At 46.0% G+C, this 20969-nt stretch carries 7 protein-coding genes and 1 pseudogene; 1 reads left to right on the plus strand and 7 read right to left on the minus strand.

What is annotated here, in order from left to right; all coding sequences use genetic code 11:
- Positions 1-1250 precede the first annotated feature (1250 nt).
- Positions 1251-1415 (plus strand): annotated as a pseudogene (locus ACFQ0C_RS00935) (IS3 family transposase); the annotation flags it as partial.
- A gap of 81 nt (positions 1416-1496) precedes the next feature.
- Here ACFQ0C_RS00935 and ACFQ0C_RS00940 read toward each other — a convergent pair.
- The 7 genes from ACFQ0C_RS00940 to ACFQ0C_RS00970 all read right to left on the minus strand — a co-directional run bounded on the left by ACFQ0C_RS00940 (position 1497) and on the right by ACFQ0C_RS00970 (position 13433).
- Positions 1497-2747, minus strand: coding sequence for a DUF445 domain-containing protein (locus ACFQ0C_RS00940; RefSeq protein WP_379363069.1), 1251 nt, complete (start codon positions 2745-2747; stop codon positions 1497-1499).
- Positions 2748-2901: 154 nt separating this feature from the next.
- Positions 2902-3867: a bile acid:sodium symporter family protein gene (locus ACFQ0C_RS00945; RefSeq protein WP_379363071.1), complete on the minus strand. Its 966-nt coding sequence runs from the start codon at positions 3865-3867 to the stop codon at positions 2902-2904.
- 178 nt (positions 3868-4045) lie between these two features.
- Positions 4046-5395 (minus strand): UTP--glucose-1-phosphate uridylyltransferase, encoded by a 1350-nt coding sequence (locus ACFQ0C_RS00950; RefSeq protein WP_379363073.1) that lies wholly within the window; start codon positions 5393-5395, stop codon positions 4046-4048.
- Positions 5396-5658: 263 nt separating this feature from the next.
- Positions 5659-6771, minus strand: a complete 1113-nt coding sequence (locus ACFQ0C_RS00955) for a response regulator (protein WP_379363075.1) — start codon at positions 6769-6771, stop codon at positions 5659-5661.
- Positions 6764-9805, minus strand: coding sequence for an ATP-binding protein (locus tag ACFQ0C_RS00960; protein ID WP_379363077.1), 3042 nt, complete (start codon positions 9803-9805; stop codon positions 6764-6766). Before ACFQ0C_RS00960 ends, ACFQ0C_RS00955 begins: the two co-directional genes overlap by 8 nt.
- 159 nt (positions 9806-9964) lie before the next feature.
- Positions 9965-10672, minus strand: a complete 708-nt coding sequence (locus ACFQ0C_RS00965) for a S1 family peptidase (RefSeq protein ID WP_379363079.1) — start codon at positions 10670-10672, stop codon at positions 9965-9967.
- A 31-nt stretch (positions 10673-10703) separates the two neighbouring features.
- A complete protein-coding gene (locus ACFQ0C_RS00970) occupies positions 10704-13433 on the minus strand; it encodes a chitobiase/beta-hexosaminidase C-terminal domain-containing protein (protein WP_379363081.1) in 2730 nt (909 codons plus the stop codon).
- Positions 13434-20969: the final 7536 nt, after the last annotated feature.

The raw sequence follows: 20969 nt of genomic DNA on the forward strand, positions 1-20969 counted from the left end.
GACCGCTCTTGAAATCATGTTCCTTGGATTGGTAGGCTTGCAGCGGTCATCACTCTTTTAGAAGGATGATCGGAAGTCAGGTGCGCTATTTCATTGTTTTAACGTTATTTTTCGAATGAAACGGAACTAGGATCTCTTATTTAGTTTAAAATAAGGCATTTCAGTCTATAAAAGTCAGAATAACGCATCGTAGTTCCTCTACTTCATGAAATGGGATAGGTTTTCAACCCATAGAGGATCGACGATCCGTTAGTCGGCTGGACTCATGTTAAAGACCTAGCATAATAGGATGGATGCCCCCCCCCCGCAAGAGAGACCAAAAGTCAGGGTAAGCTTCGTTCTCTCCAAAACATATAAATTCTACAAAAAAAAGCCTTACGGCGTCCTTCGTGTACAATCTACATTTGTGCGCTTTGGAGGGATGGGTGTGGGATTACGGCAGCTGTTGAACTCATGTACCTTTGAATGCAAGGCTTGCTGCAGTCGGAACAGTAGCTTCAAAGGTAGACTGCATACTCGAGCAGTCTCCGGAGGTGACGACCAGGCGGACGCTTACGCTCCTCCACCCTACATTCGTTCCCTCTTTTGTTCTACTTCGTGCTTTGCGCCGCTTCCTTACTCCCCTAAGCCGGTCTTCGAGCCGTTATTGATAGCCATGAACTCCTCTGCAATGTTCCATGTACGTACAGTTAGCTTCACTATACTTTTAGCGAAGAGATCTACCTGCACATAACCTTAACTAACACACCAGTACTGCATTCACGGAAGTGAAGGGCAATGCGGAAGTAATTGTTCCGTTATCACCTGAAAAGGCCAAAAAACAGAGCAATAACGGAACAGCCAGTTCCGTTATTGCTCTGTTTTTGTGCATAAATGCTCCATTTGGCCAACATAACGGAATTCCCACTTCCGCTATCGCTCCAGATTGGAGGCGGCTGATGGAATAGCGGAACTCTCCGTTCCGTACAAAGTCCTCCAGGGCTCGGCCCCAGCTATTTCTATAAAAATCCCCCTTGATCATTGGGTGCATTAAAGATCTTAAGCTCAAATGCAGCTCTAAATTACGCAAGGTAGGCAGGTTACTCGCTCAATCTTCATTCCTTCCAAAAGCTTTCTGATCGAAACACTTTCATTGAGGATATATCTCAAGCTTAAAGACAGCTTTTCTGGCGAGATAAATAAGGTACGCTCGGCAGACTTACATTAGAAAGGGCACCTTACTTTAGTGCTGTAAAGGACTTGAGAGCTTATTCTCTCATATGAAAACAGAAGCACTCTATTCTTATGACATACGAGATATAGCCGAATTTCAAAGGCGTATTGAAGATTATATCAAGTTTTATAATGAAGAACGAATCCAGAATAAACTAAACAAGCTGACTCCGGTAGAGTACCGTCACCAGCTTGTTGCCTAGGGCTTTTTTCTATGTCTACAAAATTGGGGCTTGACCATCGTTTCAAGAGGCTTGTTTTATTAAACTAATAAGCAAATGGCATTATTGTACAATCGCATGTACCCCAGCCAGCACAAGCCCGATCAAAAATCCGCAAATAGCACCGTTCACACGAATCCATTGCAAATCCCCGCCAATCTTATCTTCCATCAGTTCAATAAGCGTAGCATCGTCAAAGCGGTCGATATTTTCCTTGATCAGCGCCCCAATTTTATGATGGTTAGCTTCAATTAAACGAGCAATTTGCTCCCTCAGCCCAAGCTCCATCCGATTAAGAAGTTCTTCATTTTCTTCAATCTGCTTGATCATACGTGAAAGGAAAGGAATCACATGATTTTCGGCAAACTGCTCCTCACGCACCCATTCAAGCGCCTGTGTCTGCAGCCGCTGCAGCAGCACGAACAGCTTATCGCCAAGCTTCCATTCGGTTGCCAGCTGCTCTTTCCATTTCTCCAGCTCCAACGCAATATTCTCCTGATGCTCAGGCTTATTCAACCAATCTCTCAATGCTTCCATCACAGCTTGGCGATTTGCATTTTCTTTAGACCTCAAGCCCTCTATACCTGTAAGCATAAACTGCTGAATCAAGCTGCCAAGCTTTTCTTCATTAAAAAATCCAACGAACGCATTTAATGCAAACTGCATGAGTCCGTTTGTTTTCAGATGGGCCAAAGCTTGTACAGCCATCACACCCATGCGATCCCGAATTTCATTCTTGCTGATCAGCGTTTCTGCCATATCCAGCACAAAATCGAAAGCTTTCTCATCATAACCTCTTGCGTAGGCTTGTCCAAGTGTTTTATCAATCAAGCTGCGCAAATCCAACGTTCCTAAAAGACGAATGATTTCTTTTTCCCCGTAAGCAGCGAGCTTCTCCAATGGAATTTGTTGAATCGCAAACTCGCTTATTTTCGCTATTCCCGCTTTAGCGCCGTCTGTCGCCAATTGCTGCTCAGCCCCACGCAAAAGCCTTATAATAATGGGCACCTGAGCCAGCTTATCCATAATGCTCTTCTTACTCAGGAGGTCCTCCTGGATCGTAGTAATAAAAGCTTGCGAAACCTTAGCGCGATTTTTCGGCAAAAGAGCCGTATGTGGTATTGGAATACCAAGCGGATGCCGGAACAGCGCAGTAACAGCAAACCAATCCGCCAACCCTCCTACGAGCCCTGCTTCAAAGCCACTTTGTAAAAAACGCACCCAAGGCCCGTCTACAAACAATGTCCCTACAAACCCCGCCGCCATTATTCCGAGCGACACCGTCGCCGTATATTTGGATTTCCCCTTCATCATGGTTGTCCCCTCTGCAAAATACTCTGTAATTTAATCCCTGATCATCTATTCTACTAGAATGACCAAACAGACTTAATAATAGACAGAAAGACCACTGCGGTCAACAAAAAAGTATCCACGGCATTATACTGAGCCCATGAATACTTTCTCTTGTTTAAGCTGCTTTGGTTGCGGTTTGTCCATTCATGCCCAAGCTTTTGCCTAATCTGTAACCGAACAATGCAGCGAGAATTTGCTGGAACAGCATTCCCGCGATAACAGGCAGCGCGACAGGCGCCGGGAAAAAGGCGATAGCCAGTACCGCACCCGCGCTTAAATTCCGCATACCGGAGTTGAACGTTAAAGCAATGGTTAATTCACGATCCCAACCCATCGCTTTCGCTACGAACCATCCAAGCACATAGCCTAATGTAGCACATACAAATGCAACCAATATAATGACGGCCAGCTGAGAATTCATTTGTTTAAGATAAGGAGCTATAACAGAGCTATTAAGAGATACAACAATAAATAATCCGATTTTGGAAAATGGAGCTAAATTCGGGCCCCACTGTGACTTGATCTTGCCTTTGGTAAGCTGGTTCAGCGCCATGCCTATCAATGATGGAATAACTACCATCCAGAGCAGTCCTTGCATGATGTCCCATGTGTTCATTTCTACCTTGGCGCCTACAAACAACGTTAAGCTGTAAGGCACAATGAATGGGGAAAGCATCGTATCGAGCAATATTAATGCTAACGTTAGCGCCAGATTGCCACGGTATATCGTAACCCACACCAAGCTTATGACCCCGGTTGGAATTACGAACAGAAGGATGAAGCCCGTCTGCGTCAGATCGTCGCCTGGGAAAAATAATTGACCTGCTCCCCACCCAATCAATGGCATCACTACATGTAAAATAATGAAAATGACAATAAGCGGAAACGGATGCATGATTACTTTGCCCAAATCCTTGAAATTAGATCCGAGACTTCCAGCAAAAGTCATCGCTGCAAAAATCCATGGCGCGAGAAAGCTGTAGGAAGATAACCACGACGCACATAACAAGCCTACAATAACACCTAGCGGAGTCAGCAGCGGCATCACTTTTTCCAAAAATTTATTCAGTCGGTTTAACATAGATGGCGGCCCTCTTTATATTCGTATTAGAGTTAGTTGAAGTTCTCCACCTATTCTAGCATAATTTTTTAAGCTTAAAAGAACCAATATTGCGTTTTCCATTAAAAGCAGACCATATTTGCCATCGATTTTTCTATAGGGCCTGCAAAAAAATTTTATTGCTGAATACGTTTGATGATTAGAAGTTAATCCGCAGCGGATCCAATCCTTCCCCGGCATATGAAACCAATGGAGAAACTTCGATCTCCCGATTGGCTAGCCTTTCTAAAGGAACACCTGCCGTAAGAAGCCAGCTGCGATGTAATTCGAACAGCATTTGCCTTGCGGTAAATGGACTGTCCACTCCTTCTTTATTTTTCACTGGGGCAAACTCAGCATCTCGCTTCATTAATAGTACGGTCAGGTTATCAGCCAACGGGAAAAAGTCAAAATGATGCCTTTCAAACTTATAAGCATTCGGTTTGTCCGGAGCTGTTAAAGCACCATCGCTGTTAACATATGGAATCTTTTTGTGGGCCACATGGTAGGGGATTTCGGTTTGCGCATGCTGCTCGATAAAGTCGGTACGAAACAATTGAATGGACAGATTAGCCAGACGGTATTTCAGCTTTCCCTGATCATCCCGAGCATACATAATGGATTCCGGCAATTCATTATATTCCACTACAGCTGGATGACCATTCTTCAAGCAGACTACTCCAACCTTTTCCTCTGGTTCGACCTTCTCAATCACTTTAGTTGCTACAGGATTGTTGAAATGCGCAGCCACTCCAATAAATACCGGATCAGCCACCTTAATCAGCGCATTATCAACATTGTAATAGAACAGCCACTCCACGCCGCGGCGCTTCAAATCATCCAGAGCACCAGAGCGCTTAAGTGCAGCGAAGCAATCCCCATTGCCGCTAGGTGCCAGACTAATCTCATCTTCGGCAGCCATCAGTATTTTCCCGCTTTCGTCTAATGCAGGCATAACTCCTTGTTCAAAAAAGAAGCAGTCTTTTTGATCATAACCAAAGAAATCATGATTATTGAAGAAGCGGACCGTTTCTCTATGGTTATCCGGGCTTGTCATAACATACCAAGGAATCGCAGTACCTGCCCGTTTGGACAGGTTGATCAGACGTTCCGCTTGCAGCTGAAACAATGATTTATGCGAAGGTAATCCGATATCATAGGTACCTTTGGGACCTTCATGTCCCAGCCTGCTTCCTTGCCCGCCTGCAACAACCAATGCTCCAACTTTCCCCTTCTGCAGCAGCTCCCAGCCCTTTTGCATAAATTGCTCCTGCTCCTGGACGTCAAACTCGTCCCAATCCCAAGCATGTATGGAATCTAATGCTTCCATATGATCCGCAGCGGTAGGTCGGTTATTCAGCATATTGTTAATTTTGTTAAAATCCAAGTTAAGAATTGTATCGACCAGTTTTGCCTGTGAAGCTGCAGATAATTGAGGATAAAACTGGAGCAGTTGCTCTTGTCCATGCTGTGCCAGTAAAGCTGTCGCTTGTTCCCATTTGGAATCCACCTTATAGCACACTCCCCTCTATATTCTTTTCATCCATTTTACCACATATTACCACATACCAGGAATTGGAGGTTTATTGAGTGAGGTTGTGCCTTGAAATTTATTTAGATCTGAGAGACCGTGTGCAAGTAAATAGCAGTTATAGAAAAGAGAGAGACAGCGGAAGCAGGTGCTTCCGTTATCTCTCTCTTTTTGCTCATTAGTATGGTTATATGCACAAATAAAGGAATCTCGATTTCCTTTATTTAGCTTGAAATTAGAAGTTATTCCAGCGAAATCTCAATCCCAAGCTCATTTCTAAACCTATCCACCATTAGATTGTGCAGATTCCGCGCCGCAGCGCCTTCTCCCGCTTCCTTCAAATCTTTCAGCAGGAGTCTGTAATGAACTTCCGTATAAGGCTCTAGCATAATAAGCTTTCGCAAAATAGATTCCCTTTCCAATCGTCCTGCTAAAGGAAGCAGCTGTTGCAAGGATTGCAGATAGGCAGCACGAATTTCGTATCGTCTCGCTGCTGCCCATGCATAATTCTCTGACTCTAAATAGTCGCCGCGATAAAGCTTGACCAATTCCCCTACCACGGACAGATCCCCGTCTTTATAGTGCATTAATGCGCCCAGCTGTGACTTATCACTCACAATTCCCTCTATCCGCATCCAATATCTCTCATCGCCAAACATGACCGCGTCCTGAAACCCTGCGTTTTTTAGCGTATTGCGAAGATGGTATAACGTCGTGTGAAACAACGCCTGCGACCGATCGAGCGTGTGCTCGGGCCACATATCCTCCAAAATGCGATTGCGCTGCACAGGGTTGCCATCATAATGCCAAAGATAAGCGAACATTTCCTTCGCTTTCTTCGTCCTCCACGTTACCAAGGAATGATCTGAATCGTACAGTTCCATACTCCCAAGAACATTCAAATGTAGAGAGGTTTCCTCCGTTTCCCCGACAGGCTCCAACTCCTCCTCGGCAGAAGATCGGATAGGCTTGCTCTGTGCTTGCTCCCGTTGGCGGAATCGATACTGATATCGCTCCAGCGTCTTAGCGAGCCGCTCTTTGGAAACAGGCTTCAGCAAATATCCGAAAGCGTTGACCTCAAAAGCTTCCACGGCATATTCCTGATAAGCGGTAACGAATATGATCTGACTGCCCGGACAACTTAGAGACAATCGCTCCGCAGCGATCAACCCGTTCATTCCCGGCATCTCAATATCCAGGAATATCAGGTCCACTTCCGTATCCTCCAAATAAGCGAACGCTTCATCCACTTGAAGAAATTTGCGTTCAACAGATACGCCGCCCACTTCATCCAGCACAATTTCCAGCACATCCAAAGCAATTTCTTCATCATCAATCAATACAGCTTTAAGCATCACGTTCCTCCGGTATGTGAAACTTTACATAAGTCCCTTGGTTGGGTTCACTGCGTATCTCCAATGTTTGGGCGTAAAGCATTTTTAGTCGCCGGTTTACATTCCCGGTACCGACCCCGCTTCCCTCATCTTTATCCAGCTTATTGAGCATGTCTTCATCCATCCCGATTCCGTCATCCTCCACAGTAATTTCAACCCCTTTGTGCACACGGCAAGCACGAATCACCACTGTGCCTCCTGAAGGCTTCGGCCCAATCCCGTGACGCACCGCATTTTCTACGAGAGGCTGAACCATCAGCGGCGGCAGCATACAATGAAAGCCCTCTTCAATCAAATAACGAACCTGAAGCCTGCTGCCAAACCGCAACTGTTCAATCGCCATATAGGCTTTCACCAGCTCTAGCTCTCTTTCAAACGATACAAGCTGACTTTGAAAGGTGAAAGTAAACTTGGCTCTCAGATAGGTCGTCAAATGATGAATGGTCTCTCTTAGCTTATCGGTGTTCTTGTAGCTGAGCCCAACAAGGGCATTCAAGCTGTTGTACAGGAAATGGGGGGTGATTTGCGCTTGCAAAAAATCAATCTCCCTGCGGACCGCATACTCTGAAGATCGTTTCATGGAAAGCAGTGATTGTACCCTGGCCTTAAGTTCGGTCAGCTCAAACGGCTTTTGCAAAATATCGTTAGTTCCTGCTGCGAACGCTGCAATCATATCACCGGTTTGACCGGATGCTGTCAGCATCAATACCGGAAGCTCGGCCAAGCCATGCAATTTGCGAATTTCCTTACAAACATCAACACCTGAAACACCGGGCATCATCAAATCAAGCAGAACCAAATCCGGCTTGGGTGAGCGTTGCAGCAGCTCAATGGCTTCCTTGCCGCTATATACGGCCGTGTAGTCATAATTCAAGGATGAGATTGCGTCAATTAATATTTTTACATTGGAAGGCTCATCATCCACCAAGAGGATAGAAAATTCCGCCGGCTCTTCGGACCGGAATTGTGTTGCGAAAGCATAACTCTCGACAAAATCCGTATCATAGGTCGTCTTGTCTACTGACACTTCACCAGGGGCTATCGGCAGCGTGAAGGTAAAGCGGGTCCCTCTGCCAACCTCTGATTCCACCTCCAGATTGCCATTCTGAAGCTCCACAAGCTGCTTGGTTATGCTGAGTCCAAGACCAATCCCACTCGGCGACTGTACGCCCATTTCGTTATACTGCTGGAAGGGCTGGAAAATACGCTTGATCTGCCCTGGTGGAATCCCTCTGCCCGTATCGGTAATAGAAACAGCGAGTTCCTTCCCTCTTATTTCAGCGCTTATGCGAATCGAGCCTTGCTCGGTAAACTTCATCCCATTTTCCAATAAATTATATAAAATTTGTTTCAATCGGTTTTCATCAGCGTAAATTAGAGGCAGCCCAGCATCAAGTTCATTAATGAGGATAACCTGCTTATTAATAGGCGTGATGGAAAGCGTCTCGAGCACAAAGCTAACGCTCATTCGTAAATCCACAGCGGTTGTATGAATGAGCATATGCCCATGCTTAATTCGTGACATATCGAGAATATCGTGAATAAGTCCAGCCAGCCGTCGGCCAACCAGGTTCATAAGCTTGATATTTTCCTTGTGCTGGGGACTAAGTTCGGTTTTGCGATCATCCAGCAGCGACTGTGATAAATTAATAAGACCATGCAACGGTGTGCGAAGCTCATGCGAGGTTTTAGCCAGAAATTCATCCTTCTGCCGATCGTAAGCAAGCAGCTGCTTGGATAGTCGTTCATTCTTATTAAAAGCCTGCTGAATGCGGTTAGACATTAGAAAAGCTTGGGAAAACACGAGAAGCAATGGTGAAACGATCATATAATACGGATTGTCAAGTGCCAGCTCATAACGAAGCTGGGCAATAATCGAGTTGACGATTAGGAAGAACACCCCTACCGCAAGAAAGCCGGTCCCCGAGACTCCTTTATAGCTATTGCGGATCAGCATATAAAAAATAAATATAAATGTGGTTCCTTGTAACAGGAAATTCAGTGTCATGGTATTCACCAAATATTCATTGGGAATGAACACAATGACTACGAGATAAACATAAATGAACCGAAGTATCCAGCGAAACAACAAATTGTTTTGCTCACCTAAGTAGGTAAAAATGTACAATGCAAAAAATAAAAAGGAAAAATAAGTACAAATAAAAATGATTTTTTGAATCACTACGAAGGTGATCGAGGGAATTAACCTCGATAACAATATTTCGTTGTCGATGGTAAAAAAAACGCCTGTTGCCAGACAAAATAAACTGAAATACATAAGATGCCGTTCTTTGCGCCATTGGCGGAACATGCCGCCATAGTATAAGCCGAACAACAACATTGTCGATATCTGAACCATATCTGCCAGCTGGGAATTATCTATTCGATCCGTAACCGCCCGATAGGAGCCGAACTCAGGAGCTTGCACCAACCCGCCAACGAGATATTTGAAGCTCGCAACCTGGATGATAATTTCAATGACGCCTGCTTCAGCCTTCTCTGTACCAAAAAAGGGCAGATTGCTGGCTACAAAATCATTTCCGTTAAGCGATGGATTCCCATTGCCTTTAAGATCGGTGCCGTTCATATAAATGTGGCTGGACATCCGAACTTTTTTGGCTCGCAAGCTATATATATCCGTCTTGTCTACTTGAACGAGCAATCGGTATGTCCCAACACCGTGGCCATCTCTTCCGTCAGTTTCAAGTACCCCCTTCCAGCCATCGGGTACCTTCAGAGTCTGTCGTTGTGCTACAAGCTCGGGGTGATTCTTAAAATCAGTGGGAGTCAGCAGCTTCCCTGCATAAAACTCCCACTCACCCTTTAGTGGAATGACTGAATCATTAGAAAAATTCCATTCCCTTGCATCCAATATTCCATTATGGGCAACCGGATAGTTTACTGATGGATTAAGCCAGTGATATATAATAATGGTCACCATTATTGAAAACACGCCAATCATACAAAACATCGTTGCAACAGGTTTACTCATCATCTCTGCCTCAATTGAAAGTTTTCTATTTGCTTCCTTTATCATAGCAGATCTTGACTGGGCGCTCATTCACTTTTTTTATGCATTAGTACAACACCCCCGCTGAACTTTGCAGCATTAAAATGTTTTCATCCAAATAATTAGACAGCATCTGCATTAAACTCACTTTACTGGAATTGTTTGCAGTGCGCTTCGAATATCAGAGGTATCAATCACGAGATGTATGTTATTCATAGTCCTCATGGAACCCGATATAATCCCGACCAATTGACCAGACGGATCTATAACAGGCCCCCCCGACATTCCGCTAACAATCTGGGCCGATGTCAGAATTCGATTCCTGCCGTTGATCTCCGCCTTCGGGGTATTAATAATTCCCTCGGTAATAATTGGAGTGTTTTTTAGAGGGTAGCCTACGGCAAATATTTTCTCCCCGTGTTTCACAGCCGCTTCTCTTATTGGCAAAAAATGGTATAACGCTCCACTCGCCATTACAGCTTGTGGATCAGGAAGCTTTAGAATTGCTATATCCGTCAGCTCGTCAAAATTAAGGACCTCTATAGAACCAACTGCCCGTCCATCATTAAACGTCGCCTCAATCCGCTCTGCCTCTTTTATCACATGATAAGCAGAAGCTGCTGTCCCGCTAGGGGACAGCAGCACGCCTGTGCCGGTGGCTATTAGAGTACCATCGCTTTTCATTGACCGGATGTAAAATACAGCGTCATCGGAGAGCTCGTAGATCTCCTCCGCATTATGCAAAACCGGTGCATCCGCTTTGACATTGAGACTGACATTCACAAAAAAGAGTATGCCGGCCATTAACGAAATCAGTGCAATTGCACTTAAATTAATTAGTTTTCTCTTCAAGCACCAAACCGCCTTTCCACACCTTCGAATCTTACTTCACAACTGGCATGATCTCATCGAATGCCCAATGATCAGGAGTTAGATCGCTGAATTTAGACGGTAGAGTTTGTTTTTGCGCACCCGTGATTCTGTTGATGACCACGATTGCTTGAGCTCTTGAAATTTGACTATCCGGCTCAAAGGTACCGTCAGGGAAGCCCTGTACATATCCAGCTTTCGTAAAGGCATTCACATACTTCTCGGACCAGTGGCCTCTAACATCAGAGAGACTTGTTTCCCCATTGCTTGTAATGTCCAGCTTAATCACTCTGGACATCAGCACTACAAACTCGGCTCTCGACAAGCCTTTCTCCCCGCCGAAGGTTCCATCCGGATATCCGTCTACAATGCCGGCTGATGTAAAGAATGCTACTAACTCTTCAATTCCTGATTTCACATCTTTAAATCGATTTTGTACACTCACTTCCTCCATATTCAGCAATGGAGCAAGAACATGGATAAGATCGTATCGGGACATAGCTGCATCCGGCTTAAATTGGCCGTCTTCATAGCCGGAAATAAATTTAATTTGACCGGCATCGCTTTTCAGATCGTATTTGGCATTTTCTGCCTGATAATTCATCGTTATTACTCGATCATCCTTATCGGTAATTAGCTTGATCGTCATATTGCCCGTAATAATGATTTCTCCAATGTACTGAGTGCTGCTCGTAGTAGGAGTGCTTCCATCGGTTGTATAATAAATAATTTGGCCTTCCGGTGCCGTCAGCTTCAATTTACTGTTCATCGCTACGGTAGAGGAAGTGCTGCTGTCGCTGTTACCCTTCACAGTTGTCTGGCCGACTTGAGCGGTAACTGCCGGTTGTGGGGCTGCTGGCGTGACAAAGCCACCACCACCGCCTCCACCACCGCTGCTTTCTCTTTTCACCCAGATGCCTGTTAATAATTCACTGTTCTCCTTGTCATCTATAACAGTAATGGCTTTTAAATTGGTCGTACTTCTTAGTACAATTGGACCTGTATACAATGTTGAATAAGCATCCGGCACACTGCCATCCAATGTATAATATATTTTTCCTCCAGGCTCATCTGTACTTAAAGTAACCGTAACCTGATCAGTGAAATTAAAGTCACCTGATGAGAACTTAGGCTTTGTTGCTGCCACGCTGTACTTCAGGGACGGAGCATTGACCGTAATTGTTCTGCTCTCACCATTTGAAGACACGGTCAACACTGCACTTCCTACTGTTTTCAGGGAGCCTCTTACGGTCCCGGCCTCATTGCTGATTAAAGCCTCGTTAGGATTGGCAGACCAAACCACAGAAGCATCCTTCGTTAAATCAAAACCAGTACGAATGAGATTAATCAAATCTGTTTTACTTAAAACAACTGCAGCTGCACTTAGCTTGGAACCTACAGTTCCGCTGAATGCAGATAGCTGAGGATAGAACCCTTGCTCTGCTTTCCATAAGGAAGAGTCAAAACTTGCTGGCAAAGTTCCCGTCAGCTCAGAAGCCAACATTCCTGCCGCTTCTTTATTGTCACCGGTCACCCGCGTGCCGGAAGCCATGTAATAAGCAGAATTGCTTTTTAACATTTGTTTGTTAAACGCTGTATGAGAAACAACTGCCGCATCTTCTTTTTGACCCGCTATTCCACCGAAATAAGCTTTAGCAGTCAAAATTTTTCCATCAACTCCAGCAATAACTTCTCCGTAATTCAACGAAAAATTGATAACACCACCAGCAGCATATCCTGCGATACCACCTGCTTTGGACTGTTCCGTACCTTCCGCTTTAACGCGGCCGGATGAATAGCTGTTGCCTATAGCACCTTCATTCAGCCCCGCTATACCGCCCGCCATCGAGTAGCTCGAAGCTGCTTCAATATCGGAGTAGGAGAATACCTGAGAAATAGTTCCACTAGCTTTGTTTTCACCGGCTATCCCTCCTATTACCAGGGTAAGACCTGGTGCAGTTGCACGAACAATTCCTCTGGAGTATGCTTTGCTCACTTGTCCTTCGTTAGAGCCTGCGATACCACCTACATAGCTGCCTGAACCTGTAATAGCACCTTTGATTGCGGCTTCTGTAATAGAACCACTATTGACTCCAGTCAAGCCACCTACATAGCTGGCGCCTTCTACGCCAGACACTTCCACAGTCACGTTAGAGATAGTTCCTTTATTGTCTCCAATCGCCCCTCCGACAGAGTCGTTGCCTTTGATATCGGAGTAGGAGAACACTTCGGTAATAGTTCCGCTGCCCTTGTTCTCACCGGCTATCCCTCCTACTGCAATTGTAAGACCCGGTGTCAATGCACGTACCGTTCCTCTGGAGGTTGCTTTACTCACTTGTCCTTCGTTAGAGCCTGCAATCCCACCTACATAGCTGCCTGAACCTGTGATTGCACCTTTGATCGCGGCTTCTGTAATAGAACCACTATTGACTCCAGTCAAACCACCTACATAGCTGGCACCTTCTACGCCAGAAACCTCCACAGTCACGTTAGAGATAGTTCCTTTATTATCTCCGATCGCTCCTCCGACAGAGTTGTTGCCTTTGACATCGGAGTAGGAGAACACTTCGGTAATAGTTCCGCTGCCCTTGTTCTCACCAGCTATCCCTCCTACTGCAATAGTAAGACCCGGTGTCAATGCACGTACCGTTCCTCTGGAGGTTGCTTTGCTCACTTGTCCCTCGTTAGAGCCTGTGATACCGCCAGCATAATTGCCTGTACCTGCGATGTCTCCTTTTACCACAGCTCCGGCAATTGAGCCACTATTGNAAGACCCGGTGTCAATGCACGTACCGTTCCTCTGGAGGTTGCTTTGCTCACTTGTCCCTCGTTAGAGCCTGTGATACCGCCAGCATAATTGCCTGTACCTGCGATGTCTCCTTTTACCACAGCTCCGGCAATTGAGCCACTATTGGCTCCGCTCACGCCGCCTACGTAAGTAGCACCTTTCACGCTAGAGACTTCCACAGTCACGTTAGAGATAGTTCCTTTATTGTCGCCGATCGCTCCGCCTACGTAATCAGCACCTTCTACGCCAGAAACCTCCACAGTCGCGTTAGAGATAGTTCCTTTATTATCTCCGATCGCTCCTCCGACAGAATTGTTGCCTTTAACATCGGAGTAGGAGAACACTTCGGTAATAGTTCCGCTGCCCTTGTTCTCACCAGCTATCCCTCCTACTGCAAGGGTAAGACCCGGTGTCAATGCACGTACCGTTCCTCTGGAGGTTGCTTTGCTCACTTGTCCCTCGTTAGAGCCTGTGATACCGCCAGCATAATTGCCTGTACCTGCGATGTCTCCTTTTACCACAGCTCCGGCAATTGAGCCACTATTGACTCCGCTCACACCGCCTACGTAATTAGCACCTTCCACGCTAGAGACTTCCACAGTCACGTTAACAACAGTTCCTTTGTTGTCTCCGACTGCACCGCCGACATAGTCGTTACCCTTAACTTTACCGCGGATTACTATATCACTTAAGCTCGCACCGATGTGGTTAACCCCAGCAGCACCACCTGTTTTGGAACCTGCCACAATATCTGCATCCTCAAATACCAAATTAGTGATATTTCCGTAATTTTCGGACACGAATCCATTCAAATCTGATCCTACTGCCAGCAGTTTGAGTCCCGTTACTTTCTTACCTTTCCCATCGAACTCTCCTCTGAAGCTTGCAAACGGAGTCCAAGAGCTACCAGATAGGTCAATATCTGCACCAAGACTAAACTTATTCATAACCGGCTTTTCTGTTGCAGTTCTGTTAAACAAGCGAAAATAGTCGAGACCTGTATCATTGTAGAGTCTAATTATGCTTGTCAACTGCTTCGGGTTTTTAATGACAACTTCTGTAATCTCTTTGCCGGTTAAAAAGGATGGATCGGTCTCAAAATTCCAATTCCCGAAAGCGTAGGAATTCGTACTATCCGCTTGGACAACTCCTGGCGTGCTGCCCAAATTGTATCCTACAGCATTCAAAGCTCCTACATAGGAGGACTGAACGATTTTACCGTCCCTGAAGTTATAACCGACCAACGAGCCTTTATAAGCATTAGCACCGCTAACACTCATGGAAAGCTCAGCAACCTTAGCAAATACGCCATCTAAAGTTCCGTCGTTATATCCGACAAATCCGCCGCCATAAGAACGTGTTGCATGATTAATTCCAATGGTCGCAACTTTATCTTGGATGGCATAAGCATTTTTGACGATTCCGCGTCTTTCCACCGCTCCCGCGAAGCCGCCGCTGCTTGTATCAAAGCCTGTATTAGTTATGCTGCCTGTAGCGTATGCATCTGAAATGCTGTAATGATCTATAGACCCGGCAAAACCTCCTGCATAAGAGCCGGTTATACCTTTGACATCAACGATCCCCTTGGCATAGACCTGTTGGATAAGTCCGCTGCCTGAGCTAAGATCACCGAGCAGTCCGGCAAAACCGCCGGCATAAATCGTATTTTCCTGATTCGTGCACACGACAATTACCGGGATGTTGGCATAGGAGTGAGTAATATTCGTATTATCTCCATTGCCAGCAAACCCTCCGACTCGAGTAGCCGGCATGACGCCTGGTTTCGTAATGGCGCTGCCTACAGTAATCTTTTGCCCGCCTGGAGCGTTCATATTCGAATAGTGAATGGCACCGCCCGCTGTCCAGCCTACAACGCCGCCCACATCATAAATCGTGCTTGTATCCGCGTTGATATTACTGCTGGCCGAAGAGCTGACGATGATTCCATCACTATAGCCCGCTACGCCGCCGACAGCAGCAATTTTCGCCCCATTGACAGCAAGATCGGAAGTTGACCTTGAATTATAGATTGAAGCCGCCATGTTTTTGCCGACAACACCACCTACGTAAAGATCAGGTCCGTTATCTGCACCTTTAACTTCCATTGCCTTAGAGTGAACGACTGCATCATAGATACCTCTGTAAAAAGGAATCAGCTTACCGAAATCAAGACCGGCATCTACGTTGCTTGACTGCATAATACCAGCAACGCCGCCAACGGCGCTTTCGCCTGCCCTCGAAACCGAAGTAATGTCCGACAGCACATCTACTTGATAAAGAATCGAATCCATACCATAGCCGATAATACCGCCAGCCGTGACCCTGTCACCTTTCCCTCTAATAAATGCTGAGAAAACTGCCTGATGGACCACTGTCTGAGACAGCTTGCCCGCAATACCGCCAATGACCGAATTGGTGCTGCCATCAAGTGAAGATAGAACAACCTTGTCCGTTTTTACATTTTCCATATCAAAAGCATTCGTACCCTTGCCTGTTTTAACCCCTACAACGCCTCCAACGATGCCATTCCCGGTCATATGCTGACCCGCTTGATTAGCTGTTATGTTGACATTGCTGATCAGATTCCCCGCATCGGATAGACCGGTCGCACCGCCCAGAGTTGATCCCAAGCCAAGCGCTTGCAAGGTTCCATCTGTAAAGGTAACGATCAAATCATCAGCTTTGCCTGACACATGATTACCAATCAAGCCACCGACTGTACTGTTGGCTCCTGTAGATGAAATCGGATACGCAGCTGTTATTGCAGTACGAAATCCTTTAAAATCTCCTGTTTGCTTTCCGATGATTCCACCGATAGTAGCGTTGGCAGCTGAGCTGCCGATGCTACCGCTCGGCGTTTTCAGATCAATAACCTGAGGATTCAAAGCAAACGTGTTATCGCCAATGATGCCGCCCGCAACAGCGTTATTGCCTACTGCCTCAATTCGGCTGTTGCCATCCAATGTCATAGACAGCTTTTCCAGAGCACCTGCGTTTTTACCGATAATTCCACCAACGATATTTCCGCTAATAGTCCCGGCATTCAATAGCTTAACCTCAATTTGAGAGACTGTCCCTTTATTGAGTCCCGCTAAGACACCGGTGTATTGATTACCCGCTACGGATAAAGGCTCCAACCGCATATGCTGAACCTTTGCCCCTTGCCCAATAACTCCGAACAAGCCTGAATACGATTGATCCGGCAGCAGCTTGAGCCCATCAATCAAATAATTGTTACCTTCAAATGTTCCTAAGAAAGCATTCGCTTCATTATTACCGATAGGCACCCACTGATTGGATTGAATGTGGATAGGATTCAACACTCGAACCGTTCTGCCTTCGAATGCAAATTTCTCAACACCTGTGACCGCTCCATTAACAATCGCAGCAAGTCCTGCAAGCTCTGCTTCTGTTTTAATATCAAAATTAATGGCGCCTTTATCCCGCATGTACCAGTTGATGTTGGCATTCACATCATTGCCGCTGCCACCGTCTCCACCCGTGTTGGCACTACGGTGCAGCTCCGGATATTTATAGTCGGCATTCAACGAACCGTACTTCCAGGCTTGAGTAAAATCCCATCCCGACAAGCCCGGGAATATGTCTCTTTCTTTAAGCGTGGACGATAAAATCGTACTCAATCGCACATGCACAAGCAGCCAACGATGGTCTCCTTCTGCGAAATCCGGCAAATCGTTATTGATTTGCTCGTTTTCATCTTTTACATAGTAGTTCTTGTAAAGCAATTCCTTGCTTGGATTATCATAACGTCCGGCAAAGCCACCGGCATATGCACCATTCCCCACCGTAACTTGACCGGCTGAATAACTGGTAGTCACTTTACCATTGGCGATCCTTCCCAGAAGTCCTCCGGCATAAGATCCATTTGCACTTGCGATAACTTCTTTGGCTGCATAAGAATCGGTGATAGAGCCTTCTACATGGTCACCAACCAAACCGCCTACATTCGTATATGCACCAGCGGCTGTTACCTTGGAAGCTGAATAAGACTTCTCAATAATTCCACTGTTTCTTCCAATCAAACCGCCGAGGAACACAGAGTTTCCGTCTGTACCAAAAGCGTGGCTTGCGATATCTATATCCACATAGGATGTAATGACCTGGCCTTTATTGTAGCCTACGAGCCCGCCAGCTAATGTGTTCTCCCCTTCAATCGTAAGGTTTGCGTTGCTGTAAGTGTAATAAAGTGTACCTGTTTCCGTGTTCAGACCGACCAGACCGCCGAGCGTACTGTCATTCCCTTTGGAAGCAACAGGAATCTTATCGGTGATGCTGTTGTTGGCAATCAAGCTTCTGTTCTCGCCAACCATTCCCCCTGTTACTGTTGAAGGTGAGAATGCTTGAATCGATCCTACATAACGGCTGTTCTGAATCGTACTGACCGCTATGCCTGGAGCTGTGCTCGGATCGCTGCTCTGCTTATCGTTGACACCGATAATGCCGCCGATGGTTGAGGCTGCAGCCGATGCATTCACTTTAAGATTAAGCTGAGCTATATAATTGTTCACAAGAATGGCTGTTGCTGTGCTTTGATTGTAAGCGGCCATACCACCTACAATAGCTCGTTCGCCATTGATAATCAGATTGACATTAGCAGCGACGATTCTTTCCATTCTAGATTTGAGATTATACCCGCTTATTCCGCCTACATAAGCATTAGGTGCATCGGTCGAGGTGGAAACCATCAGATTCTCCACATTCGTCATTGTCGCGTCTCCAACGATTTTACCTTGCTCGATTTGACCGGCAATTCCTCCGGCTATCACATGGTCCGCTTTTACCGCCAGCATTGCATAATCCGGGGCTTCAGCGCGTATAACTGGATTTGTAATCTCTGTGCTCTTGGCCATACCGACAATACCGCCAATAAATGAATTCGCTCCTGTTGCAGTGATGAGCGGCTCCTCTTCGGCATATACCGATGAATTAACGATCAATGCTGGTGCTACCGTACTGTCCGCTGCTTCAGATCGACCAGCAATACCCCCGGCCTCAGCGCTAATTCCTTTGGAGGCAATAATAATGTTTCTAGCTTCGTTGCTCGTAATGGAACCTGTATTTCTTCCCGCGATACCTCCGATTTGGTTCGACGAGCCTTCCGTGGTGATGCTCACATTATGTGCGAAGCCTCTAGGCGTATCTCCGAGATTTTCACCGAACAAGCCTCCGATTCGGGCATTATTCCCTTGGGCCTTTATAGTAATTCCCTTCGCTTTAAGCGGATGCGCGGCATTAGTGCTGACATCGCTTGGTATACTGCCTTTAGTTACTTCTTGAATTCCTGAAATACCACCGACCTTAGCTTGAACAGCCGCTATGTTGATGGTCAGGTTTTCCGACTGTACATAAACCTTTGGCGAATGATTGATCCCGATAGCTCCACCGATCTGACTATTCGCAGACTTAATATCGATTGCCAGCTTGCTCACTTTTATAGGGGTTCCTGGTTCACCTATAATCGCATCTGCTGAGAGGAAGCCCGCTACACCGCCCAACGTATATCCGTTTCTTCCTAATTCATTGATAAGGCCAATGTTAGTTACCGTACTGCCTGTAACGTTCAAAGCATTGTCGTTATGTCCTGCAATACCCCCGGCTGTAACGGTGTCGGCTGTCGACTCCAGCTTTACACTATAACCATCCGAATAGCTCTCGACCCCAACAGCTGCGTTGGATATTGTCCCTTGTGCCTTACCTGCTACTCCACCTGTAAATCCACCGTTCAGCTTATTGGTTAAAGCTATGAACTTAACCGTTGAACCACTAATAGTTCCTTTTGAATATCCAGCAACTCCGCCAATCGTTCCTTCCGCTGTAATTGCAGCGAATGGGATTTCTGTAGTTCCGGTATTTCCAACTGTAGCTTGCGAAAGCGTACCGCCATCCATATAGCCGGCAATTCCTCCGGTATAGGTTTCAGCTCCGCCTACAGCGGAAATCACACCTTGATACTTGGTTAAATCTATGCTGCCCACGCCGCTTCGGTTGACATAATAACCGACGATTCCCCCGGTACTAATCGTGTTGCTTGGGTCTGAGGCTGCACCCGTTACTGCAATCTCACTCGCAAACTCGGCACCTGATATTATTTTATCGACGCCTTCATCAGGAACTAATCCGATAAAACCGCCTGTATATAGCTTCGATTGTCCATTTACCGTAATTTTTGCAATGCTGTATACATTATTGCTGACAGCCCCAGATGCTCTGGCATAGGCTCGATTGGATACAATCCCTCCCGTATATAGGCCGGTGCCTCCATTTACGGTGATTTCTGCGCTATTTTCATACGCTCGGTTTGTTGTGCTTTCAAATAATACACGTTTGCTTGCAAAACCGATGATTCCGCCTGTAAAAGCTTCATCCGGTTTTTGTGATACCGTTCTGCCGGAAACTGAAATAATTCCAGTATTTTTGGCTGCGCTGTTAAAAGTGATGTCGCCGGAAACCTTGCCGATTAATCCGCCGCTATATAATTGCTGTGTTCCTGCCGCTGTAATACTTACGTTGTTAGTAAAACTTTTATCCCACTTGAAGGTGCTGCCAACAAATCCCGCAATCCCCCCAGTATGTACATTCGTCCCGCCTTTGTTAGTTATGGCCGCCGAATTCGTAAACACTATGGAGAATATAGTCTGAGTCTGCTCAGCTGTAATAGCGCCTGCCAATCCACCAGCATAAGTGCCACTAGCCTGCGGAGAATCTATACTTACTGCACCGGTGTTGGTTGTGTTGTTGGAGAAAGTAATGTCTGCTCCTGCTCTCCCCACTATTCCACCGGCATAACCGCCACTTCCGCCTGTTACCTTAATCGAAGCCGAATTGCTTATTGGTGTTGCATCTTCATCCATCTTAATGAATCCATAAGCGAAGCCCGCGATACCTCCGGCATGCAGCTTCCCGCTACCACTTGCATCTATGGGGCCACTATTCATGACCTTCTTGATTTTAAGCCCATCATCATCCCCGTAACCGATAATTCCCCCCACATGGGTATCCATACCTGAGGCCGTAACCGGTTTATAATTGTTGGAGTTGGAAATGCTTCCTTCACCCGACCCGACAACACCGCCAGCAAAAACGTTAGTAATAGTTGTGCTGACCTTTACATTCAATTGATTCGTAATATTGTATACGGTACTGTTGTTGATCATTTTACCGACAGCAGAGCCAACATAAACGCCATTGTCCCCGTAGACATTGTTGTACACGCTGTTGCTAACGGTAACAACATCAATACTTCCGGTAGCTGTAAACTCAAAGCCGCCTACGGTGGCACCATCCATATACCCTACAAGCCCCGCATAATTCAAATCCCCTGAAATTTTCATTCCGGAAATTTTATAGGTTTGTCCACCCTTGGCAATTAACGTTCCTTTAAACGGAGCTGCCTTAGTTCCAATAGGCACCCACTGGTAAGCCGCCAAATCCAGGTCACGGTCAACTTCCAGCACCTTGCCGCTGAAACCA

Source organism: Paenibacillus sp. GCM10027630 (assembly GCF_042676305.1).
In the GTDB taxonomy this organism is placed as follows: domain Bacteria; phylum Bacillota; class Bacilli; order Paenibacillales; family NBRC-103111; genus Paenibacillus_S.

What these genes read in the sequence shown, in the direction of transcription:
- ACFQ0C_RS00955 (WP_379363075.1), bottom strand. Translation starts at nt 6,771, where the DNA reads ATGCTTAAAGCTGTATTGATTGATGATGAAGAAATTGCTTTGGATGTG.
- ACFQ0C_RS00940 (WP_379363069.1), bottom strand. Translation starts at nt 2,747, where the DNA reads ATGATGAAGGGGAAATCCAAATATACGGCGACGGTGTCGCTCGGAATA.
- ACFQ0C_RS00960 (WP_379363077.1), bottom strand. Translation starts at nt 9,805, where the DNA reads ATGATGAGTAAACCTGTTGCAACGATGTTTTGTATGATTGGCGTGTTT.
- ACFQ0C_RS00945 (WP_379363071.1), bottom strand. Translation starts at nt 3,867, where the DNA reads ATGTTAAACCGACTGAATAAATTTTTGGAAAAAGTGATGCCGCTGCTG.